Annotated in this window: 27 protein-coding genes; 9 read left to right on the plus strand and 18 right to left on the minus strand. The window is 56.8% G+C overall.

The annotated features are described in order from the left end of the window. Positions 1-41 precede the first annotated feature (41 nt). Positions 42-1,295 (minus strand): ABC transporter substrate-binding protein, encoded by a 1,254-nt coding sequence (locus ACR0DY_RS11720; protein ID WP_480483405.1) that lies wholly within the window; start codon positions 1,293-1,295, stop codon positions 42-44. A 24-nt stretch (positions 1,296-1,319) separates the two neighbouring features. After that, positions 1,320-2,207: an N-acetylmuramic acid 6-phosphate etherase gene (locus tag ACR0DY_RS11725; RefSeq protein ID WP_480483407.1), complete on the minus strand. Its 888-nt coding sequence runs from the start codon at positions 2,205-2,207 to the stop codon at positions 1,320-1,322. A 166-nt stretch (positions 2,208-2,373) separates the two neighbouring features. Between ACR0DY_RS11725 and ACR0DY_RS11730 the strand changes: the two genes are divergently transcribed. From ACR0DY_RS11730 to nagA, 4 genes are read left to right on the plus strand one after another with little or no spacing between them, the layout of a single operon-like run. Then, the gene (locus ACR0DY_RS11730) at positions 2,374-3,252 is read left to right on the plus strand and encodes a glucosamine kinase nucleotide-binding domain-containing protein (RefSeq protein ID WP_480483409.1); all 879 of its coding nucleotides are present in this window, start codon (positions 2,374-2,376) and stop codon (positions 3,250-3,252) included. Beyond that, positions 3,249-4,004, plus strand: a complete 756-nt coding sequence (locus ACR0DY_RS11735; protein ID WP_209507520.1) for a GntR family transcriptional regulator — start codon at positions 3,249-3,251, stop codon at positions 4,002-4,004. The genes ACR0DY_RS11730 and ACR0DY_RS11735 overlap by 4 nt, the downstream gene beginning before the upstream one ends. Positions 4,005-4,033: 29 nt before the next feature. Then, complete coding sequence (locus ACR0DY_RS11740; protein ID WP_480483411.1) at positions 4,034-5,062, plus strand: SIS domain-containing protein; 1,029 nt, start codon at positions 4,034-4,036, stop codon at positions 5,060-5,062. After that, positions 5,059-6,192, plus strand: coding sequence for an N-acetylglucosamine-6-phosphate deacetylase (nagA, locus tag ACR0DY_RS11745; RefSeq protein ID WP_480483413.1), 1,134 nt, complete (start codon positions 5,059-5,061; stop codon positions 6,190-6,192). The genes ACR0DY_RS11740 and nagA overlap by 4 nt, the downstream gene beginning before the upstream one ends. Before the next feature lie 58 nt (positions 6,193-6,250). Here the strand turns inward: nagA and ACR0DY_RS11750 are convergent, their stop codons facing one another. Then, positions 6,251-7,138, minus strand: a complete 888-nt coding sequence (locus ACR0DY_RS11750; protein ID WP_480546031.1) for a c-type cytochrome — start codon at positions 7,136-7,138, stop codon at positions 6,251-6,253. Between the two features lie 14 nt (positions 7,139-7,152). Continuing rightward, positions 7,153-7,620, minus strand: a complete 468-nt coding sequence (locus ACR0DY_RS11755) for a c-type cytochrome (protein WP_480478107.1) — start codon at positions 7,618-7,620, stop codon at positions 7,153-7,155. An 86-nt stretch (positions 7,621-7,706) separates the two neighbouring features. Here ACR0DY_RS11755 and ACR0DY_RS11760 point away from each other — a divergent pair, with 86 nt between their 5' ends. The 3 genes from ACR0DY_RS11760 to ACR0DY_RS11770 all read left to right on the plus strand — a co-directional run bounded on the left by ACR0DY_RS11760 (position 7,707) and on the right by ACR0DY_RS11770 (position 10,723). Further along, positions 7,707-8,552 carry a LysR family transcriptional regulator gene (locus ACR0DY_RS11760; protein WP_480520607.1) on the plus strand — a complete coding sequence of 282 codons (846 nt, stop codon included), beginning with the start codon at positions 7,707-7,709 and terminating at the stop codon, positions 8,550-8,552. 300 nt (positions 8,553-8,852) lie between these two features. Beyond that, on the plus strand, positions 8,853-9,782 hold the full coding sequence (locus ACR0DY_RS11765) for an MBL fold metallo-hydrolase (RefSeq protein ID WP_480898335.1): 930 nt from the start codon (positions 8,853-8,855) through the stop codon (positions 9,780-9,782). Continuing rightward, a complete protein-coding gene (locus tag ACR0DY_RS11770) occupies positions 9,779-10,723 on the plus strand; it encodes an MBL fold metallo-hydrolase (RefSeq protein ID WP_480483423.1) in 945 nt (314 codons plus the stop codon). Before ACR0DY_RS11765 ends, ACR0DY_RS11770 begins: the two co-directional genes overlap by 4 nt. 1 nt (position 10,724) lies before the next feature. On the opposite strand, the gene ACR0DY_RS11775 is transcribed toward ACR0DY_RS11770, so the two are convergent. The 14 genes from ACR0DY_RS11775 to ACR0DY_RS11840 all read right to left on the minus strand — a co-directional run bounded on the left by ACR0DY_RS11775 (position 10,725) and on the right by ACR0DY_RS11840 (position 23,403). Continuing rightward, positions 10,725-11,783 carry a YeeE/YedE family protein gene (locus tag ACR0DY_RS11775; RefSeq protein WP_480483425.1) on the minus strand — a complete coding sequence of 353 codons (1,059 nt, stop codon included), beginning with the start codon at positions 11,781-11,783 and terminating at the stop codon, positions 10,725-10,727. A 52-nt stretch (positions 11,784-11,835) separates the two neighbouring features. After that, positions 11,836-13,059: a 5-aminolevulinate synthase gene (gene hemA / locus ACR0DY_RS11780; RefSeq protein ID WP_480898336.1), complete on the minus strand. Its 1,224-nt coding sequence runs from the start codon at positions 13,057-13,059 to the stop codon at positions 11,836-11,838. A gap of 1 nt (position 13,060) precedes the next feature. After that, positions 13,061-13,495, minus strand: coding sequence for a DUF302 domain-containing protein (locus ACR0DY_RS11785; RefSeq protein WP_480488033.1), 435 nt, complete (start codon positions 13,493-13,495; stop codon positions 13,061-13,063). An 80-nt stretch (positions 13,496-13,575) separates the two neighbouring features. Then, complete coding sequence (locus ACR0DY_RS11790; RefSeq protein ID WP_480483431.1) at positions 13,576-14,838, minus strand: FCSD flavin-binding domain-containing protein; 1,263 nt, start codon at positions 14,836-14,838, stop codon at positions 13,576-13,578. 24 nt (positions 14,839-14,862) lie between these two features. Beyond that, complete coding sequence (locus ACR0DY_RS11795) at positions 14,863-15,570, minus strand: c-type cytochrome (RefSeq protein ID WP_480898340.1); 708 nt, start codon at positions 15,568-15,570, stop codon at positions 14,863-14,865. Positions 15,571-15,572: 2 nt separating this feature from the next. Beyond that, complete coding sequence (locus ACR0DY_RS11800) at positions 15,573-16,613, minus strand: c-type cytochrome (protein ID WP_480898342.1); 1,041 nt, start codon at positions 16,611-16,613, stop codon at positions 15,573-15,575. Then, complete coding sequence (gene soxC, locus ACR0DY_RS11805; protein ID WP_480483437.1) at positions 16,597-17,868, minus strand: sulfite dehydrogenase; 1,272 nt, start codon at positions 17,866-17,868, stop codon at positions 16,597-16,599. Before soxC ends, ACR0DY_RS11800 begins: the two co-directional genes overlap by 17 nt. Before the next feature lie 65 nt (positions 17,869-17,933). After that, positions 17,934-19,631, minus strand: a complete 1,698-nt coding sequence (soxB, locus tag ACR0DY_RS11810) for a thiosulfohydrolase SoxB (protein ID WP_480898345.1) — start codon at positions 19,629-19,631, stop codon at positions 17,934-17,936. A gap of 87 nt (positions 19,632-19,718) precedes the next feature. After that, positions 19,719-20,564 carry a sulfur oxidation c-type cytochrome SoxA gene (gene soxA, locus ACR0DY_RS11815; protein WP_480546025.1) on the minus strand — a complete coding sequence of 282 codons (846 nt, stop codon included), beginning with the start codon at positions 20,562-20,564 and terminating at the stop codon, positions 19,719-19,721. 70 nt (positions 20,565-20,634) lie between these two features. Then, entirely contained in the window at positions 20,635-20,964 is a 330-nt protein-coding gene (gene soxZ, locus ACR0DY_RS11820) for a thiosulfate oxidation carrier complex protein SoxZ (protein WP_209507503.1), read from the minus strand. A 34-nt stretch (positions 20,965-20,998) separates the two neighbouring features. Beyond that, entirely contained in the window at positions 20,999-21,415 is a 417-nt protein-coding gene (soxY, locus tag ACR0DY_RS11825) for a thiosulfate oxidation carrier protein SoxY (RefSeq protein WP_209507502.1), read from the minus strand. A gap of 46 nt (positions 21,416-21,461) precedes the next feature. After that, entirely contained in the window at positions 21,462-21,938 is a 477-nt protein-coding gene (gene soxX / locus ACR0DY_RS11830) for a sulfur oxidation c-type cytochrome SoxX (protein WP_267366181.1), read from the minus strand. Between the two features lie 131 nt (positions 21,939-22,069). Then, positions 22,070-22,648, minus strand: a complete 579-nt coding sequence (locus tag ACR0DY_RS11835) for a thioredoxin family protein (RefSeq protein WP_480488024.1) — start codon at positions 22,646-22,648, stop codon at positions 22,070-22,072. A 14-nt stretch (positions 22,649-22,662) separates the two neighbouring features. After that, complete coding sequence (locus ACR0DY_RS11840; protein ID WP_267366182.1) at positions 22,663-23,403, minus strand: cytochrome c biogenesis CcdA family protein; 741 nt, start codon at positions 23,401-23,403, stop codon at positions 22,663-22,665. A gap of 80 nt (positions 23,404-23,483) precedes the next feature. On the opposite strand from ACR0DY_RS11840, the gene ACR0DY_RS11845 reads away from it, so the two are divergent. Both ACR0DY_RS11845 and ACR0DY_RS11850 read left to right on the plus strand, forming a co-directional pair. Continuing rightward, the gene (locus tag ACR0DY_RS11845; RefSeq protein ID WP_480488022.1) at positions 23,484-23,858 is read left to right on the plus strand and encodes a hypothetical protein; all 375 of its coding nucleotides are present in this window, start codon (positions 23,484-23,486) and stop codon (positions 23,856-23,858) included. A gap of 52 nt (positions 23,859-23,910) precedes the next feature. Continuing rightward, positions 23,911-24,267 (plus strand): metalloregulator ArsR/SmtB family transcription factor, encoded by a 357-nt coding sequence (locus ACR0DY_RS11850; RefSeq protein WP_480483447.1) that lies wholly within the window; start codon positions 23,911-23,913, stop codon positions 24,265-24,267. Positions 24,268-24,298: the final 31 nt, after the last annotated feature.

Below are 24,298 nucleotides of genomic sequence, written 5' to 3' on the forward strand. Positions count from 1 at the left end.
GGCGTACCCGGGCAACTCATGCTGCCCGGGTATGGTTCAGCTTACTGATGTGGTGCATACCACGAGGCGAGGCCCGCCTGTAGTTTTGCACCCAGCTCTTCAGGCGACTTGGCACCTTTGATCGCGGCAACGGATGCGCCCCAGGTCTCGTTCTCGAGGTTTGGTGTGCCGCGCGACAGGATTTGATAGGTCGAGCGGATGGTCGATTCACATTCTTCACGCCAGCCGACAATTTCCTTGGCCAGCGGGTCCTGCAACTCGACCGGAGTGCTCGACAGCGGGAAGAAGCCGGGAAGAGCGTTGCCGAAGATTTCAGCAAACTCGGGGCTTGCGACCCAGGTCAGGAATGTTTCAGCGGCCTCAGGATTCTTTGTGGCCGCGTTCATGCCGATGCCAATATCCGTGTGGTCCGAGATATAGCAGGTGTCACCTGCGTTCTGAACCGGCGGCTTGAAAGCGCCCATTTCGAAATCGGCTTGTGCGTTGAAGCCGGAAATCTCCCATGATCCCGCAGGATAGATGGCTGCGCGGCCCAAAGTGAAGATGTTCTGGCTGTCGGGATAGGTCTGTGCTTCGTACCCGTCACCCAGATACGCACCCCAGCGGGCCAGCGTTGCATAAGGGGCTGTCCAGGCTTCATCGGTCAGCTTCTGTTCACCTGCGATCAACGCCTGACGACCTTCTTCACCCTTCCAGTAGTTCGGCCCGATGTTATTGTAACCCATCGTGGCAGCTTCCCATTGGTCGTTGGTACCCATCGCCATTGGGATGTAAGTGCCGTCTTCCTTGATCTTGTCCAAAGCGGCAAAGAACTCGTCTTCTGTGGTCGGCACTTCGAGGCCCAACTCGGCAAAAGCGTCCTTGTTGTAGATGAAGCCGTGAATAACCGATGCCATCGGCACGCAGAAGCTGGCCGAACCGTCATCCGTCTGCCAGGCAGACTTTGCAACGTCCGAGAAGTTGTTCATCGCCTCGACCGAGGACAGATCGGTCAGGTGACCGGCCTCATAAAGCGCCAGCGAAGCATCGAAGGGGCGGCAGGTAATCAGGTCACCGGCAGACCCCGCATCAAGTTTCGAGTTCAAAACCGCGTTGTATTCTGCCGGGGCAGACGGCGTGAACTGGACTTTGATGCCAGGATGCTTTGCTTCAAAGGCCGGGATGATCTGGTCCTGCCACAGTGTCAGGTCATCGTTACGCCAGCTTTCGATAGTCAGCGTGACGTCCTCGGCATAGGCGGCAGAGGCTAACAGCGTCCCACCAAGCAAGGCCAGTTTCAGGCTATTACGTTTCATTGTACTCTCCCATTTGGTTTGCAGTTATTTATCAGGTGTCAGTGCCGCGCTCAGAACTCCGCCCGTTTCTTTCAGGCGCACATTGGCTGCCGCCAGTGAAACGCCGCGAGCGGCGATGAGAATGGCGGATTTGGTGTCTCCTTGCGCTTCAGCCAAGGCGTTTTGGGCGGTGCCTGCATCAACTCCGGCGATCCGGGCGACGATGCCGGTCGCACGCGCCCGCAGCTTTGCGTTGTCTGCTCGCAGGTTGACCATCATGCCCTCGTGAACATGACCCAACTTGATTGCCATAAGGCTGGACAGCATGTTCAGCGCGATTTTCTGGGCTGTACCGGCGCCCATTCGGGTTGAGCCTGAAATCAGTTCAGGCGGGGTGGCAAGCAGAATCGCGTGATCGCATTGCGCCAACAGCGGGCTGCCCGGGTTGTTGGCTATCCCGATCGTGCTGGCACCCGCAGCACGCGCAAGTCGCGCGGCCTCAAGTGTATAGGGGGTGGTGCCACTGGCAGAGACAGCAATGACCGTGTCGCTGCGCATAAGCCCGGCCAGCCCTTCGACCAGCCCGTCGGTGTCATCCTCGGTTCCACCGGGCATATGCGCGGATTGCGGCAACCCTCCGGCCATCAGGATATGGACTTGGTTTTCGTCGATGCCGAAAGTACCGCCCAGTTCCATTGCATCAGCCGCAGCCATCAGCCCCGAAGACCCCGCCGCCGCGTAATACAATGAACCACCTGATGCCAGACTGCGGGCCATGGCGTCGGCACCGTCGCAAATCGCACGCAGGGCACCCTGCGGGGCACCGGCCGCTTCCTGCTGACCCCTGGACAGGGCCAGCGCCGCCTCTTCCAGCGGTCGGTTACCCAAATCGTATGCGTCCGGGTGGAGTTGTTCGGTGATGTGTGGCAGCACGTGTTTCTCCTCGTTGCCAGAAAGCATACCTATACAATACCATTTGTCCACTAATTTTTTTTCAGCCGCTATTGGCCTTATAATTCAACGTATTTTCGATCTTTCCGCCCTTATTGGATTTACTTTGGCATTTACAGTTCAACATAGGCATTATATAGGTATCATCATGCTTAGTTCGAAAAACAACCCTATCATCGCAGCAGACGGCGGCGGAACGAACTGTCGGATCGCCTATGACGATGGCCAGCAGCGACTGGTGGTCGAGGTTGGCCCCGCCAACGTCGCCAGCGATTATGACGGCGCGATTGTACGGCTGAAAGACGGCCTGAAGATGCTTGCGACCAAGCTCAGTGTTCAGCCCGAGACCCTGAAGCCGATACCGGCGTATTTTGGACTTGCGGGAGTTACAGGTGATCAGATCGCCCAGCGGGTGGCGGCGGATTTGCCGTTGGACAGTATACTGGTCGAGGATGATCGCCACCCTGCGCTGGCGGGTGCGCATCAAGCAACCGACGGTGCAATCGCCCATTGCGGAACGGGTTCGTTTCTGGCCCTGCAATCGCAAGCCGGCCGACGCTTTGCCGGTGGCTGGGGCTCTGTTCTGGGGGATGAGGCCTCTGCTCAGTGGATTGGGCGCAGAGCGCTTTCCGTTACGCTGGATGCATGGGACGGGCTGGTGCCAAAATCCAACCTGACTGAGGGCTTGCTGAACGCATTTGGCAGTACAAGCGGTATTGTCGCTTTCGCGGCCGCGGCACGACCACATGAATTCGGCCAGATCGCGCGACAGGTGACAGCGGCAGCGAGGTCAGGGGACGAACGGGCGGTTTCGCTTATGCACGAAGGTGCTGCGCATCTTTTGCAAGCACTGGAAGCAATGGGCTGGACCCCGGCCATGCCATTATGCCTGACCGGGGGTATTGGCCCTCACTATGAGGCGTATCTGCCGGATCGTGCGCGTGGCGCAGTAACAGAGCCCAATGGTGCGCCTATCGACGGGGCCATCGCGTTGGCCCGGGCTTTCCAAGTGGAGCATTCGGCATGAACGCGGCATCTTTTCTGGCTTCTGACGACTGGCTCGAGAACGGCGGCGGGCCGCGCTATGTCCGGCTGCGCCAGCGGCTGGAAGAAGGCATCGACGCTGGAGTCCTTCCCCCGAATTCCTCATTACCGCCCGAGCGCGAGATCGCCGAGATCACCGGCCTGTCCAGGGTCACCGTGCGCAAGGCCATTCAGGAACTGGTGAAACAGGGCGCAATCGTACAGCGGCAGGGTTCCGGGTCTTTCGTACGGAACGCCGCGCCGAAATTGGAACAATCGCTTTCGCATCTAACGTCTTTCAGTGAGGACATGCGCCTGCGCGGTATGGAATCAACCTCCAAGTGGTTGGAACGGGGCGTTTTTCTACCATCACCCGAGGAAACGGCGGTGCTCGGGCTGCCCGCTGACGGACAGGTGGCCCGCATTTGCCGCCTGCGAGAGGCTGGCGGGCGCCCCATGGCAGTCGAACGTGCCTCGTTGCCATTGGACATTCTGCCAAACCCGCTTGCCGTGCGCGACTCACTCTATGATCTTCTGGAAGAAAACGGCTGCCGACCTGTTCGCGCCATCCAGAAGATTTCCGCCGTTAATCTTGAGGCTGAAGATGCAGCTCTGCTTGGTGTCGCCGAAGGCGCGGCGGGGTTAAGCATCCAGCGGATTTCCCATCTGGAAGGCGGGCGCGTCGCCGAGTTCACAAAATCCAACTATCGCGGCGATGCCTATGACTTTGTGGCTGAGCTGCGACTTACTCCATGATCTGCGATTCTGATGGAAAGGCTGCCCCGATGACCCCGAAAACGACCCTGATGCGTCAGGAAATCGAAGAGATCCCTGTTGCCGTCGAGCGATTGCTCAGCAATGGCGGAGATGCCCTGAGCACAGCCGCGGACGTCGCCCGGAACGGCGGGCTGAAGTTCATGATTTCGGCGGCGCGCGGCTCTTCCGACCACGCCTGTACTTTTCTGAAATACGCAAGCGAATTGCTTCTTGGCTTGCCTATGGCATCCGTCGGCCCATCGGTCGCGTCAGTGTATGGCGCTGACCTGCATGTGGCCGGGGCGCTTTGCCTTTCTGTTTCACAATCAGGAAAAAGCCCGGATATCGTGCAGCTTACGAAAAATGCCCGAAAGGCCGGGGCCAGCACCGTAGCAATCACAAATGACCCATCTTCCCCCCTTGCACTGGCGGCTGAGGCGGCTTTGCCGCTGCACGCAGGCCCCGAGCTTAGTGTAGCGGCGACAAAGACATTCGTGACCTCGCTGGTTGCCGGGCTTTGGCTACTGGCGGAACTGAAAGGCGACAAAGATCTTCTGGCTGCGCTGCGTGGCCTGCCAAAGCACCTTGATGCCGCCACACGGTGTGACTGGGGCAAAGCGGCGGCTGCCGTCACCCAAAGCTCGCTTTATACGCTTGGTCGCGGACCAAGCGTAGCGATCTCGAACGAGGCCGCGCTGAAATTCAAGGAAACCTGCCAGATCCATGCCGAAAGTTATTCCTCGGCCGAGGTGCTGCATGGCCCTGTCTCGATCGTGGAAGGCGGATTTCCGGTTATTGCCTTTGCCGCCAATGATCCCGCAGAGCCGCTGTTGGCCGAGGTTGCCGACACGCTCGCGGCCAAAGGGGCACAGGTATTTGCCACCAGCCCAATGGTCACAAAGGCCGAGGTGCTGCCTCATGTCCGCACGGATCATTGGCTGACGGACCCGGTGGCAGCTATCGTGTCCTTTTATTCAATGGTCGAGCAGGTCGCAGTACAGCGCGGGATCAACCCGGATGCGCCACGTCACCTGCGGAAAGTGACGGAAACGGTATGAGCGGCCAGGCGACCATCTACCACGGCGGGCTTGTTTATGACGGCACCAGTTTGCATGACGGTGCCGCGCTGCGGCTGGAGGCTGGCCGCATCACCGATATTGGCGTTGACGTGAAGACAAGCGCTGGCAAGCTTGTCGATCTGCAAGGCGATATTCTGGCCCCCGGCTATGTTGACCTGCAAGTGAATGGCGGTGGCGGAGTGATGTTCAACGCCGCCCCGTCTGTCGATACACTGGCACGCATCGCCAAGGCGCACCGGACGCTTGGGGCAACCTCGATCCTTCCCACCCTGATCACGGATACCGCAGCCAAGACCCGCGCCGCCATCGAAGCGGCCAAGGCGGCGGTAGCTGCGGGTATTGCGGGGATCGCTGGCCTGCATCTTGAGGGACCACATCTTTCGGTGGCTCGGAAAGGTGCCCATGATGCAGCCCTGATCCGCCCCATGGATGACGAGGACCTGACAACGCTTGTCGCGGCAGCACAAGCGCTACCCGCATTGATGCTGACGGTTGCGCCAGAAAACGTGTCAATTGCGCAGGTGAAAGCGCTGGTCTCAGCAGGTGCCGTTGTTTCGCTGGGCCACAGTGATGCGGATTATGATACCTGCCTGTCTTATGCCGAGGCCGGTGCGTCCTGCGTCACGCATCTGTTCAACGCCATGAGTCAACTGGGCAATCGATCTCCCGGGCTTGTCGGGGCGGTTCTGGCCGCGGGTCGATTAAACGCCGGGCTAATCGCCGACGGTATTCACGTTCACCCTGAAGCCATGCGCACAGCCTGGGCCGCCAAGCGGGGCCCAGGCCGGATATTTCTGGTCAGCGATGCGATGGCGCCGGCTGGCACGGACCAGCGCATGTTCGAACTGGAAGGCCGCCGCATTTCCCGCAAAGACGGGCGTTTGACACTGGCCGATGGTACTTTGGCAGGGGCTGATCTAGATTTGACCACAGCGCTGCGTGTTCTGACCACGCAAGCCGAAGTGCCGCTGGAAGTCGCATTGGCATCCGCGACGCGTATACCCGCCGAAGTAATGGGATTATCCGACGCGGGGCGCTTAACCATAGGAAAACAATGCCCGCTGATCCGCATTGCCAGAGATCTGAGCAACGTAGACGTGCTGGTTTGAACCAGCGTCATAAGACCTGCGCTGACAAAATCCTGAGTTTCTGCAACCATTAGTCAATTCACTGAACGGGAACGGATTTCAGGTAAGCAGCAATGGCCAATCGGTCTTCATCGCTTAGTTTCGAGGTGTTCTCGATGACTTCGACCATTTCGCCACCAGCGCTGTCATAATCCGGTGTGAAACCGGATTTCAGATATTCAGCGATGTCAGCCTCGGACCAGTCAAGCTGGGCGGTGGTCAAACCGGGGATGCGCCCCTTGCCATTCGGATTTGGCGCTCCGGTCAGCCAGAGATCCCGCTTCAACCCTCCCAGTCCGTTTCGCGGTGTATGGCATTCCGTGCAGTGCCCCAAAGCTTCCACCAGATACCGCCCCCGGATTTGCTGGTCGGTCAAATCACCTTCAACCACCCAGCCCGAGCCTGAAAACACAAATTTCCACAACCCCAGCCCGCGCCGGATATTGAAAGGGAAACCAACGTCATGCGGGATACTTGCCGCATCAGATGCAGGCAGGGTGTTCAAAAACGCATGAAGCGCCGCGACGTCCTCGACCGTCATCTTGGCATAAGAGGTATAGGGAAAGGCCGGGTAATAATGTTGTCCCTTTGGTCCTGTTCCGTGTTTCAGGGCATTGGCCAGATCCAGCACGGACCATGATCCAATTCCGGTGTCTGGATCACTGGAGATGTTTGGAGCTACAAACGTACCGAAATCCGTTTCAAACCGGCGCCCGCCTGCTAGAACAAGCTTTCCTTCCTCGCTGGCATCCGGGGCCGAGTGGCACGAGGCGCATCCTGCTGAATAGAAGACAGACGCCCCTCTGGTCACGTCGGGGGTCAGACCGGCCAACCGGGCTGGATCAACCCTTTGCGGTCGGGTCAGCAGCAAACCGGCCAACCCGACCAAAAGCATGACTAGAACGGCGAAAAGTAGAATGCGCCGCACTGATCAATACTCCTTTAATTTTCCGGTGCTCTGTATGCTTTGTGACAGGCCGAGCAGGCTCCGCCAAGTTGGCCCATCGCCCCTTTCAGAGCTTCAACGTCCTGACCTGCCGCAGCCTGCATCGCAACAGCGGCATCGGCCAGTGCCTGCCCTTTGGCCCCGACATCTGCGAAGTTTTCCCAAATAGCGGGCAAGGCGCGGGTTGACGGGTCTGACACATTATCCGATCCGGCTGGCCACATCGCGGACTGGTCGATCTGCGACACAACGACAATATTATTTGCGGCTCGCGTAGCCGCTTCGGCATCATATTCTGCCTCTCCCTTGGCCATGGCGCCCAGCGTGCCAAGGTTGAAAGCGTAAAGCTGCATAATCGAAGTCCGCGCTTTTACAGCCGGGTTTTCGCTATCTTGAGCAATTGCAGTTCCAACTACGGCCAAGGACAAAAGACCTGCCGCAAAGATCGAAGACTTCTTAATCATGGTGTGGCTCCCTGTTTAATGTGCCATATGATAGCTTGAACGATTTTTCTTGTAATTGTTTGTTATTCGGCCTCACCTGTTCATTTATGAACAACGACAATTGGGACGATATTCGGTATGCCCTCGCCGTCAGCAAACACGGCTCGTTGAATGCGGCGGCGACAGCCCTGGGCGTTGCACATGCAACCGTCCTGCGCAGAGTTGCCGCCTTCGAACACCGATATGGCTGTGTTGTTTTTCGGAAAGACCCGTCAGGGTATTCAGTACTTCCCGAAGCCAGAACAATTCTGTCCGCCATGGAAAGCGTTGAAGACGCCGTGCTTTCGGTAGAACGCGCCGTTGTGGGCGCAAATCGTTCGCCAGCGGGTCATGTGCGTATCGCGTCCACGGACAGCCTTTGCCAGTTTGTCCTGCCGCAGGTACTAAACTCAATTTCCGCCCTCTATCCGAGCCTCGAACTGACGATCCTCAGCGGTAACAGTCACCATGATCTGACCAGGTTAACTGCGGATATAGTTGTCCGCCCTTCGGTTCAACTTGGTGAAGGGTTGACCGGAGAGCGCGCAGGAACGTTGCACTTTGGGGTTTATAGTGACGGTACCCGTGACCAAAAATGGATTCGGCTTGATGGGGCTCTCAGCCGTTCACTCCCGGCCAAATGGTTGGCTGAACATGTTCGCGCCGATGACATGACAAACGGAGCAGACAGTTTTCTGGTGCTTCAGCAGATGGTTGCATCCGGTGTGGGGCGAGCTTTCTTACCTGCTTTTATTGGCGACGCTGATCCCCGGCTTCACAGGTTGAACGACATTGATCCCGGAATCGAGGTTCCACTTTGGGTCGCGACGCTAGAGGAAATCGCACACACGCCAAGATTTGCGGTCGTGCAACGGGCTCTGGTTGAACACCTGCCGCATGCACTGGCTGGGTGACGTCACAATTTTAGCGTCTTAGTAGGTCGCTTTGCGTTGAAATCTCCGGCAAGTCGTGGCGGTTGCCCTATACCTGCAACAGGACGTCCTGCGCCGCGATGTTCAGGTTTTCACCGCCGCTCTAGGTAGTTCTTTCCGGAATTGTTTCGCCAAGACGTGACAAAGGTTCTTTGGGATGGGCCAGATATGCGACTCGTTGCTGCGAACGTTCTAACGCAGGTGGTGAAAAGCCCCAGATAGAATGTGCCGACTGCGCCATTCATCATTTACAAATATAAACATTCATCTTAATGATTATGTATGAGCAGAGACCCAAATTTCTCCCGGCGGACCTTCCTGTCCCAAGGCGCATGTCTGGCGGCACTCTGCCTGCGACCCAGCTTTGCGATTGCGGAAATGACACTTGGTCAATCGGCAAGGATTTCAACTTTGTCGGATGGCTACCTGTCATTGCCGCCCGAAATGGTCTTTGGGGCAATGCCCGAGGCAGAGCTGACAGAACTTCTGAACCGCCATCAAACAGATCTGACCAGATACGAGCCCGAGTGCAACATTGTGCTCTACCGCGATGACCAGAATACCGTACTGTTCGACGTTGGGGCCGGGCCGGATTTCATGCAAACCGCTGGCAAACTTCCGGAAACTCTGGACGCCGTAGGGTTATCTCCGGATGAGGTCACGCAAGTGATCTTCACCCATGCTCATCCGGATCACATCTGGGGTGTGCTGGACGACTTCGGAGATCACCTCTTTCCCAATGCCAGATATCATCTTGGCCGCAAGGAATGGGACTATTGGTGGAACCCCGCAACCGTTGACACGATAGGAGCCGACCGCACGGCATTCGCGGTGGGCGCAAAGCGGCGCATGGAAGCCATCGAAGACATGGTTGCGTTCTTTGATGATGGGCAGGAAATCCTTCCCGGTATCGCAGCACGCGCTAGTTTCGGGCACACGCCCGGACATATGGCGTTCGAAATTCGCAGAGGCAGTGACGCGGTGATGGTCGTCGGCGATGCGCTCGGCAATCCGCACGTCGCGTTCGAGCGTCCGGACTGGCGCAGCGGTACGGATCAGGACCCCGACGCCGCGGCAAGTGCCCGGAAATCGCTGCTGGATCAGATTTCTCATGCCCAAATGAAGATTATTGGGTTCCATTTGCCAAATGGCGGAATTGGCCGTGTTGAAAAGGCCGGTTCAACCTATCGATTTATTGGAGAGCCTGCATGATGCGCGCTTTGTTGATTGCCTGTACCCTGGCCACGCAAACGTGGGCCAGCGAGGATATCGCAGACCAGTACCCGCAGAGCGTTCTTTACTCGAAACCTGTCGAATTTATTCCCGGCGTCTTTTCCGCCATCGGTGCAACCGCACCCCCGACTTATGAGAATTCGGGCCACAACAATAACCTCAGCTTCATCGTGACCGGAGAGGGTGTTGTCGTCATCAACGGTGGCGCGGCCTATGTGCTTGCCGAAGCGCTTCATAAGGAGATTCAAGCGCTCACGGATCAGCCCGTGAAGCTTGTCTTCAACGAAAACGGTCAGGGGCACGCTATGCTGGGGAATGCCTACTGGTCGGAACTTGGGGTGCCCATCGTCGCTCATTCAGATGCTGCGGCTGAATTCGAAGAATATGGGCCACAAATCCTTGAAGGGATGCAGGCATATAACAAGGACAAGGCAAAAGGAACGTTTTTGGCCGGTCCGACAGAAACGTTTGACGATGAATACGTTGTCGAACTCGGCGATTTTCGCATGGAGGCCAAACATCTTGGACCTGCGCACAGCCCCGGCGACATTTCGATCTGGTTGCCCAATCAAAGCCTTGTCATCGCCGGTGACATGGCATTTCACGAACGTATGCTGCCGATCTTTCAGGACACCTACACCGCAGATTGGCTTGAGACCTGGGACAATGAGTTCGAGGCACTGGAAGCCACATATGTGATCCCCGGGCACGGTCATCCTACGAACATGGATCAGGTGCGCCGGTATACACGCGACTATCTTGTCTACCTGCGCGCAATGATCCAGGAACATATGGATGCAGGCGGGGATCTGGCCGAGGCCTATTACGTCGACCAAAGCCCTTATGCCCATTTGGACACGTTCGAAGAATTGGCCACGAAAAACGCGGGTCGGGTCTACGAACAGATGGAATTCGAATAAGTCAGGACCGCCGAAGAACGGGCATTCGCATCATCATCCGATGGGTGGCGACGGCCCCAACCCACATCGAGAAGACGGCAAGCCACGCAGTCAGCGACAAGGCCGATCCCCCGGACAATCCGGCACCAACGGCGCAGCCACCTGCCAACATCGCACCAAATCCCATCAAGACAGCCCCGACAAGGTAACGCTCCATCGGAGTATCCGGGCCGAACTGTTCGATTTTCCATTCGCCGGAAAGAACTGCAGAAACAGCGGCGCCAATTGCAACGCCCGGAACCAGACCAATGCCAAAGGACAGCGCAATGTTCCGCTCGGCCACCAGCGCCATCAATGTATCCGTTGCCGGGCCGGTGAACGTGACCGAAGACACCGGCACGACTTCGAAGGAGGCTTGTGCAATCGCAAATGTCATCAACCAGCCAAGCGCCACGGCGACACCAACTCCGGCGGCCGTGACAATCTTTGTCACTGTCACCTGCTGGCGCACTGCAAACACGACGGCCAGAACAAAGGTCCCTGCGGCAAAGACTGTGTACGCTATGGGTGAAAACCCAAGTAGTGCCGAAAGGTCGCGCGCATTGCCACCTGTGATCGTCCAAATACCGGACAGCGCCTCGCGCGCGGGGCTGAGCACACCCGTGTAAGCCGCTTGCGCGACCAACGTCAGAACCAACCCTGTCACCATTGCCCGCAGATTGCCGCATGAGGCCAGCACCAACAGGCGCGACGCGCATCCGCGCGCCAAAATCATTCCGGCGCCAAACATCAGACCGCCGATCACCGCCCCACTCAGGCTGCCTGTTGACGCAATTGAACGCGCCCCGGACAAATCCAGCCATTCAATCGAGACGAACCCCTGTACCAGCATCAACGCCGACGTGAATGCGATCAGCCAGACGGCCAGACGGGGCCCAAGTTCGCCCTCGGCGACTTCAACAGTGGATGCCCGCAAGCAGAAATGAGATTTCTGAGCGGTAACTCCGAACAGGATGCCAACAAGCAAACCGGCGACAGCCAATGTGCCCGAATCTCCCAGCAGATCGATGAGGCGTTCCATAGACAAAAACTCTCACCTCTTTACGTGTCCGTCTTTGCCTTCCGTCAAGTTCTCACTGTGCGGCCATCGGTTTGCGCGCAAGCTGGCACTGTGTCCACAACGCACCCAATGCCTCGACCAACAGGGTTACATCTTCTGACGAATGTACAGGTGAAGGCGTAATCCGAAGACGTTCGGTGCCTTTTGGGACAGTGGGATAGTTTATCGGCTGGATATAAATCCCGTAGTCGCGCATCAAGACATCCGAGATAAAGCGGCACTTAACCGGATCGCCGACCATGACCGGGATTATGTGGCTTGGGTTGGGCGTGTGCGGAATGCCCAAAGCGTCCAGCCGGCCTCGAACCTCGAATACGCGTTGCTGATGCAGAAACCTCTCCTCATTGCTTTGTTTGAGGTGCCGTACGGATGCTGCGGCACCAGCGGCGACGGCCGGGGGCAATGCGGTGGTAAAGATAAATCCGCTGGCAAAAGAACGGACAAAGTCGACAAGTTCCTTTGACGCCGCGATGTATCCACCAACCACGCCGAACGCTTTGCCCAACGTGCCTTCGATGACCGTCAGGCGATCCATCACCCCTTCGCGTTCGGCGATGCCACCACCACGCGGCCCATACAGCCCTACTGCATGAACCTCGTCCAGATAGGTCATCGCGCCGTACCGATCCGCCAGATCGCAGATTTCGGCGATTGGTGCTATATCGCCATCCATCGAATAAACACTTTCAAACGCGATCAGTTTTGGCGCGTTGGACGGCAGGTCCATGAGATGTCGTTCAAGGTCCTTCAAATCGTTATGCTTCCAGACCCGCTTTGCGCAACGACTGTGGCGGATACCCTCGATCATCGATGCGTGGTTCAATTCGTCGGACAGAACCGTGATACCGGGAATTCGCGAGGCCAGAGTTCCCAATGCAGCCCAATTTGAAACATACCCGGACGTAAAAAGCAGCGCTGCTTCCTTGCCATGCAGATCTGCAAGCTCCTGCTCGAGCAGAACATGTTCATGGGTGGTCCCCGAAATATTCCGGGTCCCGCCAGCCCCTGCGCCACAGCCATCAATCGCCCGGTGCATGGCCGCCAGGACCTTTGGATGCTGACCCATTCCCAGATAATCGTTCGAGCACCAGACCATAACTTTCTCAGGTCCGTTTTCTGCGTGGTTGTGTGCAGTTGGAAATGCTCCGCAATGACGCTCAAGCTCGGCGAAGACCCGGTAATTTCCTTCGTCCTGCAATTGCCTCAGCTGGTCACGAAAATACTGTTGGTAGTCCATGTCAGTTTCCAACGGCTTCTTCTACAATACCGGCCAACAGGGCTTCGACTTTCTCCATCGGTCCGTCAGGATAGCTTCGGTAGCCCACTTTGACACCGCCTTCGTCCTCGGCCACAAAGATCCCGTAGGGGCAATAGCCGATATTCATCGGGTCGGCCTCCATCATCTCGCGCGAGAGCTTTGCGGAACAGAAGATAAATATTTCAGCGGCTGTGAAGATTTGCTTGTCGCTTCCGACATCCGCCCCCGTCCGATTCAGCATGTCACCAACATGGCTCACATAATCGATAACCAGCCCCTGCCCAACAATTGCTGATTCAACGGCAAAGGTTGCATCATCAAAGCTCCCGTCAAAGGGAACGGCAATGACCTCCTCAGCAATAACCGGGTTTGCCAATACAACTGAAAGTGCGGCTGATGCGATAAAGTGTTTCATGATGATGTTCCTCCTCCTGAACCACATTTCTTCAGATTTCACCGCCAAGACTTTGACACCGGTCAAAGCCTTGGCGTTTCTTAGCCGAACATGTCCGATGTGATACCAGCATACCAACCCAGCGACTCTTGGTAGGTTGCTTTTCTCAGGTCGGAATCCTCGCCGGTCTGGCTAATAAAGCCGTCCACCTTGGCAATTTTTTCAGACGTCGCCTCATAAGTCGCACCGACCTTGACCCCGTCATCCGTATCAATGAGAGACCAGCACGTGTTCGAAAACTTGGCCGGGAAGATCTTTGATCCGGTCAATGCGCCACGAACCGCATTGGCACAGACTTTCGCCTGGCTGTTGGCCGAAAAACCGGATTTCGGCATGTCGCCTTGCTGGCTGGCATCACCAAGAACATAGATGTCAGGGTCAGCTTTCGATGACATGTCCACCGCGTTCACCGGTGCCCAGGTGCCATCGGTTACACCGGCCATTTCCGCAATGCGCCCGGCTTTCATGGCCGGGATCACGTTGCAGACGTCGACCTTGGTTTCTTCACCGTCGATGGTCACCGTCATGGCATCCGGATTGACCGATACATTGCCGCCGCCAAAATCCTCTCCGATCCAGTCGATCATGCCTTCGTAATGGTCGGCCCAACCTTCCTGGAACAAAGACATCTTGGAGAATTTGGCCTTCGGATCAGCAATGATGATTTTCGCTGTCGGATTGTTCGCCTTCAGCACATGCGCAACCATCGAAACCCGCTCATAAGGTCCGGGCGGGCAACGGTACGGGTTCGGAGGTGCGACCATCGCAAAGGTTCCACCCTCGGGCATCGCCATAACCTGCGCCTTCAACAGCTCGGTTTGAGAGCCCGCCTTATACGCATGCGGCATCTTGTTCTGTGCAGTTACATCCCACCCCTCGACCGCGCCATCGACAAAGTCGATACCCGGGCTCAGGATCAATTTGTCATAAGGAATAGATCCGCCACCCGCCAATGAGACAGTTTTGGCGTCGCGGTCGACACCCACGGCCCAATCGTGAACCACGTTGATACCGTATTTTGCGGCAAGCGTGCCATAGCTGTGCGCAATGTCCGAAAGCTCTTGAAACCCGCCCAGATACAGGTTCGAGAAAAAACAGGTGTAATATGTTTTGGACGGCTCGATCAGAATGACATCAATCTCACCCTTGCTGTCTTTGGCGATATAGCGCGCCGCGGTTGCGCCGCCTGCCCCGCCCCCGATCACCACGACACGGGGCTTGCCCTGCGCCAGCACCATCGGGGCCGACAGCCCGGCAGCAAGTACCCCTGCGGTTCCCAGAAATGTCCGTCTGTCGAGTGTCATCGCGTTTCCTCCCCTTAGGCATTGTCACTGTGGATTGTTGAAGTAAGCGGCCAATGCCGCGATCTCATCACTGCTCAGGCGGCCCGCGATCATTTGCATGACGGGATGAGGCCGCTGCTTATCCTTGTAGGCGTGCATGGCGACAACAAAATCCTGGTCGGGCCAGTAAACGATCGAAGGAATCCCATCATCGCCACCCTCTATCTGGTGGCACGTCGTGCATTCGCTGCTCAGGTATTCGCCATATTCGGGATCGCCCTGAATCGCGAGGATTTCGGGGTTGACGGAATGGTCCGTTCCCTTTGCCGTTGGGTCGGCTTCGGGGATGTCTTGCGGGTTGTCGGAAAACACACGCAAATAGGCAATTACATTGGCCCGGTCTTCCGGGTTCTCGAGCCCGCGAAAGCTCATTCTGGTGCCGGATGCGAATGCGCGGGGGTTTTCAATGTAAGCCGACAATGTGTCGGCGTGCCATTCCAGCCCCGAAGTCCCCGCACGGATCAGGCTTTTGGAATAGGTGAACTCCTCAAGCCCGGCAGCCCGGCGGCCAAAAATACCATTCAGGTGCGGACCGATCCTGTTTTCAGCGCCCGCGCCGACCTGATGACATCCTTCGCATTGGGCAAACACAAGTTTGCCAGCTGCTGCATCGCCAAGGTCCTCAGTCGCGGCAGCAGCTGTTGCCAGAATACTCGCAGCAAATATGACACCTGTTGCCCCCCGCCACCGCATGATCAGCTGCCGAAAGATTTCAGGTAAACGATGACCGCGTCGATATCATCCTGTTTCTTGAGGCCGGCAAAGGACATACGTGTCCCCTTCATATAGGCTTTAGGCTTAGCCAGAAACGCGGCCATTTCTTCATCTGTCCAAACCAACCCATCCTCGGCAGCAGCTTTCATCGCCTGAGAGTACTTAAAGCCTTCGGCACCAGCCGCATTGGCACCGGCGACACCGTTCAGTGCCGGACCGGTGCGATGCTTGGCCCCGTCCCCGACCTGATGGCAGGACTTGCACTTCTTGAAAACTTTTTCGCCATTTTCGATCATCTCAGGATCAAGTGCCGCTATGTCCTCAGCAGGTTCATCGACTTCGACGGATGCTTCTTCGGAAACAGCCGCCTGGTCCGGACTGTCAGCCCCGGCTTCGTCAGGCGTTACATCCAGAACGGCGGCGCGCTTGGTGATTTCCACGCCTTCTTTGCAATCCGTCATGCATGGCTCATCCGTCCAGAAATGCGCCTCGGCTGTTTCGCGGTCATCCACGATGAAACCCCCGGCATTCGGCATTTCCACTTCAAGGAAATTTTCGTGCGACAGCGTGAACTCATCATCAACGATGTCATTGGAATACAGGATATAGGCGACAATCGCGTAAACGTCGTCAGGCTCCAGCGATTGTGCATCTCCAAACGGCATCGAACGGTTCACATAATCCCATACCGTCGAAAGGTGCGGCCAGTAAGAGCCCACTGTTTTCAGCGGGTCTTTATCTGCAAGCGTGCCCTCGCCGCCCGCCAGTTTCGGCCAGTTGTCCACACCTTCAGCAAAATCGCCATGACAGATCGCGCACCGTTCGGCAAAGACCTCTTCGCCGGTGAACACGTCGCCAGAACCTTCGGGCAATCCGGTTCCGTCAGGTGCAATGTCGTGGTCCCACGCCGCGATTTCTTCGGGCAACGCAGGGCGCCCAAGTCCTAGCTTGTCTGCATGGGCTGGAACCGCCACGCTCAACCCAAGGGCCGAGGCGACCAATAGCTTACGATACTTCGACATTTTCCGCCTCTCCGTTTTCCTTGATCCACCAGGTCTGGATACAATTGTTGTGGTAGATCGAGTTCTCGCCCCGCACGTCCCGCAGTTGAGCTTTGCTGGGTTGGACGTAACCGGTCGAATCCTTCGCGCGGGCCTGTAACAGCATCTCTGAACCGTCCCAGTTATAGTCCAGATAAAACCGGGTCAGCGCCTTGTCTGTCCCGGGGGCCGCCAGACGTGCCGGAACCCAGTTCTTGCCACCATCCACCGACACGTCGACGCCGGTAATCGAGCCCCGCCCGGACCAGGCCAACCCGGTGATCACCAACGGCCCCGGCCCATGCGTGATCGGCGCTTGCGGGCTGGGCGATGTGACGACCGATTTGGCGTCCATGACCCATGTCCACTTGCGTGATGTTCCGTCTTCGAGAGTATCCGTATACTTGGATGTCTCTTCGCGGCTTTCGATAGCCATCTCGGTGACCTCGACCCGGCGCAGCCACTTGACCCACATGTTGCCTTCCCAGCCGGGAACGACAAGACGAACGGGATATCCGTGTTCTTTGCGCAAAGCCTCGCCATTGGCTTTGAACGCAACAAGTACGTCGTCCATCGCCTTTTCCAGTGGGATCGAGCGACCATTCGAGGATGCATCCGCGCCTTCGACGTAAACCCATTTGCCTTCAGTCTTTACCCCCGCCTCTTCCAGCAGGGTGCGCAGCGGAACACCGGAATATTCCATGTTGTGGATCATTCCGTGCGTGAACTGCGCGCCGTTGAGCTGCGCACCGGCCCATTCCATACCGGTATTGGCAGCGCATTCGCAAAAATAGATGCGGTTTTCGCGCGGGAAACGTTCCAGATCTTCATATGTGAAGATCAGCGGAGTTTCGACCAGACCGTTGATCATCAGACGGTAGTCCGCCTTGCTCAGCTCGATGGCACCCGAATGGTGCCGCTCGAACGCGCATCCCTGCGGGGTGATCGTGCCGTCCAGCGCGTGGATCGGCGTGAAATTGATCGAACTGATCGTGTCTGCGGTCAACCACTCGACGTTGCGCCGCACGACATCACTCTCGAATTGGATTGGCATGCCGTAGGGGGTTGCATCCACGCCTTCGCCCGTTGCCTGTGCCCATTCCTGAACCTGAGTGATCAGCGGGTCAGGGCCTGCGGCGCGCGCCGCTGAGGCGCCGACCGCACCTACGCCAACCGCGGCGGCACCGCTTAGAAACTGGCGACGCGATGGGGCTTTTGCCCTTGGGTTCTCGCTCATTTTGTTTGCCTCCGTCTTTCGATCAGCAAATCTTGTATTCAATGTTTGACATTCGGTTCGCGCTGTCAGGCTCCGATCACCTCGACCGAGGTATTCGGCTCGACGGTTACGGTGCCCTGACTGCGAATGTGGTTTTCTACGACATCCCAGATGGGCGGGCCTTCGGTGCCCTCGTTGACGCTGGCCCAACCGGCCACAACATAGGATTTCGCCGGATCAATCGCCTCACCTGTCTTGAGCAGGGTCATGTCGCTGATCCGCTGCCCTTGCGGTTTGGTGACATCGATACGGTATCCAAGGCCGCCGACACGCACCATGTCGCCACCCTGCTGGTAATAGGGATCGGGGTTGAACAGGTTGTCGCCAACATCCTCGAGGATCACGTGAATGAATTCACCCGTCATTTCCGTACGATACGCATTCGGATAGGACATCGAAGTGACATTCCAGATATCCTCACGCGTGATCTCCTGACCGGGCAGGATCGAAGGACCCCAGCGCACACCCGGCGACATGGCAATATCCGCCTCGCGCTCGCTGATCAGTGCATCGCAGATCAGATCGTCCCACGTGCCATTGAAGTTTCCGCGCCGATACAGCAGCGAGTCCGTCTTGCCGATCACTTCGCCTAGTGCCGCATCATATGGTGTGCGCTGTTCGTTGATCAGGGCCGTGATTGCCGGATCAGGCGCGATGACGTCTGAAAAGATCGGGATCAGCTTGTGCTTCAGCCCCATCATCTGGCCATCCCGCACATCCAGGTCAACGCGGCTGACGAATTTGCCGTTCGAGCCAGACGCGATGATATGCGTCTTTTCGACTAGAACCGGTTCAGGCAAAGCGTCATGGGTGTGACCGCTCAGGATTACATCAATCCCCTGAACGCGGCTCGCCATCTTTTTGTCCACGTCAAAGCCGTTATGGCTGAGGACGACGACAACATCGGCACCTGCGTCGCGCACCTCGTCCACCATGGCCTGCATGTTCTCATCCCGGATCCCGAACGAGTATTCCGGGAACATCCAACTGGGGTTGGCAATTGGCATATACGGGAAAGCCTGCCCGATAACGGCAACCTTGGCCCCGCCGCGTTCGAAGAACTTGTAGGGCTTGAAAAGCTCCGCAGGTTCATCCCATTCCGCGTCAAAAATATTCTGACCCAGCGCATCAAAAGGCAAACCTTCAACGATCTCGTTGACCCGCTCGCTGCCCAACGTGAACTCCCAATGGAATGTCATCGCATCGGGCTTGAGTGCATTCATCACGTTGACCATGTCCTGACCCGCCGTCTGATAGCAGGTATACGAGCCATGCCAGGTATCGCCCCCATCCAGCAACAGCGCATCTGGCCGGTCGGCACGGATGGCGTTGATAACGGTCGAAACCCGGTCAAGCCCTCCGACGCGGCCATAGGTCTTCGCCAATGAAGCAAAGTCATTGTAGGTCAGTGCATAGGCGGACGGGCTGCCATCTTCGATCCCGTAAGCCTTGCGAAATGCGGCCCCCGTCACATGCGGCATTTGCCCGCGCGCGTCTCCGATGCCCAGGTTGACCTCGGGCTCGCGGAAGTAAATCGGTTTGAGCTGCGCGTGGATATCCGTGATATGAATCAGGCTGATATTTCCAAAGGTCTCAAATTCCAGCAACTGGTCCTGGGTCAGGCTTTGCTGGGCCGCCAGCCTTGCCCAGTTCCCGAAACCGGATGCCCCGTACAGCGCTGAGGCCGCCATGGAGACCTGTAGAAAATCACGTCGCGATATCATCTGTTGGCTTTCCTATTTCACATATAAATGTGTGAATGTGGCAGAAATGAAAATCCCGCGCCCGGAAATCCCGGCGCGGGTTCGTTGTTACTGACGCACGGCCGGCGTTTCGACCGAAAGCCCGTTGCCGCGCGATGCTACATAAAGCTCCAGTGCCCGGAATTCGTCGGAACCTTCGGCAAAGGTTTCAGCGCGTGTATCACGAATACAGCCGCGGAAACGGTTGTGGCGCGAGATCAGCTTGGCCTGTTTCAGACGATAAGTCGGGAAACCGTTAACCATCCCCTGGCTCAGATGGTCGGCTCGGATCATGTTGCCCCAGTTGTCTTCATGACAGTTGGCGCAGCTCAGCTCCAGCTGACCATATCGGGTGTAGTACATTTCCTTGCCCTGCTCCCAATATGGGGCAGCATCGCCATCAATGGCGACATTCATGGGCAGCCCTCGTGACTGAAAGGCAATCAGCGCGACCATGCCCTGCATATCGGCACCAGACCATTTCCACGCATCTGCTTCCATGCGTTCCGTACGGCACTTGTTGATCAGATCTTCCATCACAACCAGCTTGCCGGTATCCGCATCGACCTTCGGCATGGACGCCTGCAGCCCTTTGAAGCTTTCCACATCATCGTGGCACGAAGAGCAACTTTTGCCAGCCGCGCCATCGACAGCCTCATAAAGATCAGCCGCCTGGTCGACAAAAATCATAGCCGGGTTGTCGAAATCGTCGATCTGCAACGCCTGCGTTTCATCGGTTCTGAAATGCCACCCCGAGTAGATCGTATCGAAGTTCTCGACATGGGCCGGGGCCTCGGTCACCGAAACCATTTCCAGCTCTTCGTTGATCACCAGCTTGTCTTCGTCAGGTCCAGCTGCCACTGAAACCGGGAAAGCCAGAACTGCCGCGATCGCCGTGAGTGCTTTTTTATTCATTGCGTTCCTCCCTTGGGTGATCAGCGCAGGTTTTAAGCACCGGCGCTGATCTGCCGTTACGGTCGAGCCGTCAGGCGATCTCGATCGGTTTTTTTGTGTCGTAAACGGACCCGTCATCGTCATACCACGTGAAAACGAATTCCCCGGCTTCAGGCACGGTTGCATCGAACTGAAAGTACGGGTTTGTCGAAATCGCCGGCTCCATCGTCACGTCTATCACCAGCTCTCCGTTAAACTCGCAGGTGAACCGATTGATGATCGAGCGCGGAATGACGTTGCCTTCCTTATCCTTACGCTGGCCACTTTCCATATTGTGGCTGATCAGTGTTTTGATCGTGATTGCTTCGCCAGCAGCGGCTGTTTTTGGAACCTTGACGCGGGGTTTTACACCGGATGCCATTGGTTGTTCTCCTGTTCTTCAGGGCGCGTGGCGATCAGCCGCCGCAGCCGCCAATTGTCACTTTTACGGTTGCCGAAGCCTTGGCAAAGCTACCATCAGCCATTTTGGCCACAGCAATGACATCTTGCGTTCCTGCAAGACGAATGCGGGTCGAAGCCGCCTGTGCAGCAGCCAGCGGGCCAAAGTTGAACGTGGCAACGCCGGGCTCGGGGTTTCCGGCCGCTACGATCAGGATTGCAGCCGCACCCGGCGCGCTGACTTCGATCGGAACGGTATTTCCGTTCTCGGCAATTTCCGGCGCCGTCAGTGTCACACCGCCGTCAGCCATGTCTGCACCGCCCGTAAACGCGGCTATCGCGTCTTCTGCAGCCGCATTTGCGCGGAACGGCATCAGGGTCAGGACCGCAGCGCCCAGACCAAGAGCCAGAGTCTCGCGACGAGAAAATTCCATTTTCAATCTCCTTTGGATCCTCACGAATTCACGCCTGAAAGCGTGATTATTGTTCTTTTAGGGTTGCGAGGAACGCGACGACGTCCTCGATTTCCTGTGCAGTCAGGATTGACGTCAAAGGCCCTGACGGGGCTTTGCCCGTATAGGCGTCGCCCGGGCGGATATAGCCGTCATCCTTGTAGAAAGCCGGCATGACCGTTCCGTCAAACGTCATCTTGGCATTTGCGACCAGTCCTCGAAGCTCCGCCTCGGACCACCGGTCCCCGGCCCCATCCAGCAGCGGACCGACTTCGCCATGGAACGGAATATCCGCCAAAGCCGTGACCTGATGACAGGCCACACAGTTGCCCTTGGATTTCTCGCCCACGATGACCGCACCGTTTGCCGCATCGCCAGCGACGCCGGTCAATGAAGCCTCCACCGCGCCATAATCGTCGAACTGTACCTCTTTTGGTCCTGTTTCTGCCGCGATGGCGGCACTGCCTGTTATGATACAAGCCAAAGTCAAGTGTCTCAGCTTCATGATCCCTCCCATTTGCTACCGCGCCGATGGCGCTTTGCGACCCAAAGCCTCTGTGTACCGTAGTCGACGGGCAGGGTTCATCGCAACATTAAATTCATCTTAATGAATTTTTTTATTTATACTGCACCGCGTCAATCTTGCGAAACATTGTTTCGTTCTTGAATGCGGCGCGCATGATACCGTTGAAAATCTTCCCCATTATCAAGCTCGTACCGTTCTTCATTGACCCAGGTAAAAAGATCGAGGGTCGTTCCCTTGGAGAACGCCCCGGGCATGACCGCAACGGCCGCCTCGATTGCTGTGGCATCCTCTGATACGTCCTCCGGCAGGAAAACCAAAGTAGGGGTGAACAGAATCCCCCATTTGCGCATCAGTGATCTTTGCTCGGCTTCTTCTCCGTCAAAATCGATGGCCATCGTACTTCCGTGTAGGTCCAGCTGAACGACAAAGAAGTTTTCCTCGATATACGCAGACAGGTCGGGTTGGGGGAAAACCTCTTCATGCATCTTTTTGCAGTAGATGCAGCCCTGTTGTTCGATGAACAGAACCAGCCGCTTGCCTTCCCCCGTCGCCTCTTCAAGGTCTTCACGAAGGTCTTTGAACGTGTCCCGCATCCACGGCGTTTTATGCAGACCGTCATCCCCCAGTTCAGCCGCGGAAACCGCCCCAGCAAACAGCCCTGCAATCAAGAACAATACTATCCGTTTCATGGTGTTCTCCCGAATTAGCCAATGGCCGCCAGCCAAGGCATGTGATCCAGCATCCATTGTGCGATTAGATTTATGGAATTGGTCGCGATCAGGATGCCAAAAAGAATCAGTAAGACACCCATCGCCTTTTCAATCATTCCCAGATGTTTCCGGAAACGTGCCATCCATTGCATGAAGGGCCGAACCAGAAAGGCTGCCAGAACAAACGGCGCTGTCATGCCAACCCCATAGACGAACAAAAGCACGGCGCCACGCCAGGCGGTCTCGGTTCCGGCCGCCGTGAACAGGATCGCCGCCAGAACCGGCCCGACGCAAGGCGTCCAGCCAAAGGCAAAAGCCAGCCCCAGAACATATGCCCCGATCACGCTTACATTTGTCGTCTCGCCGATATCTGCACGAAACTGTCGATACAGGAACCCGATGCGGAAAAGACCCAGAAAATGCAGGCCCATCGCGATGATGATGAGCGCAGCGATCCATCGCAGAATGTCGAAATACGCGCGAACCAGCTGACCAAAGATCGACGCCGTGGCCCCAAGCGCCATGAAGACCGTGATGATCCCTGCAGCAAAAGCAATCGCTGACAGGGTCGCCCGACGGCGAACATCCGGGGTGATCGTCGAACCGGCCGAAATCTGCTCCATCCCGACGCCTGCAAGATAGCTGAGGTAGAACGGGACAATGGGCAGAATGCAGGGGGACAGGAACGACAAAAGCCCCGCGATCAGAGCCCCTGCAAACGTGATGTCGAGCATGGTCAAATCCGTCCAGACAGGTTACTATTCACACATTCAAAATAATAAAGGTGTACCACCCAGGTCAATCGGAGCTTTTGATGCGTCACGTAATACATACATTGCTCGTCATCACATTGCTGATCTGGCCTGCTACGTTGCGGGCCGAAATGGTGTTGCTGATGGCCGAAGAAGACGGGTGTATGTGGTGCGCCCGCTGGGACGCCGAAATTTCCGAGATCTACCCGCTGACAACCGAAGGAAAAGCTGCCCCACTGCAACGAACGGACATCCACGCAACCACGCCCGAAGGGATTACTCTGGACCGGCCGCTTTTTTATACGCCGACCTTTGTATTGCTGGAGGACGGTCACGAAATCGGCCGGATCGAGGGTTATCCTGGCGAAGACTTTTTCTGGGGGCTATTGGGTGTTTTACTACGTGACGCCGGAGTTAAGATCGAGAGCTCTGGTTAAATCCTCGGGATTTACATATACTGTTTTGAATACGTGAAGCCACGAAAGCGAGATGATCGTGTTGGACAAACCGTCGAAACTGCCCGTGTTCACCAAGGACATGTGCAACGAGGACTTGGATAGGATGATGGATAACGCCCAGACGGCGTCCAATTTCCTCAAGGCGATCAGCCATGAGGGGCGGCTGATGATTCTGTGCTATTTGTCATCAGGGGAAAAATCCGTCACGCAGATGGAGGAAATGTTGTCGGCCAGACAGGCTGCCGTTTCCCAGCAATTGTCCCGCTTGCGCTTTGAAGGGCTGGTCAAGACACGACGCGAAGGCAAAACGATCTACTACAGATTGGCGGACGACCGGTCGACTCAGATTCTGGAAGTCGTCTACAATCTTTTCTGTCGGGACAAATAGAAGCCCGCGAGAAACACCGCCAGCTTTGGGA

Source organism: Ruegeria sp. O6, assembly GCF_056535045.1.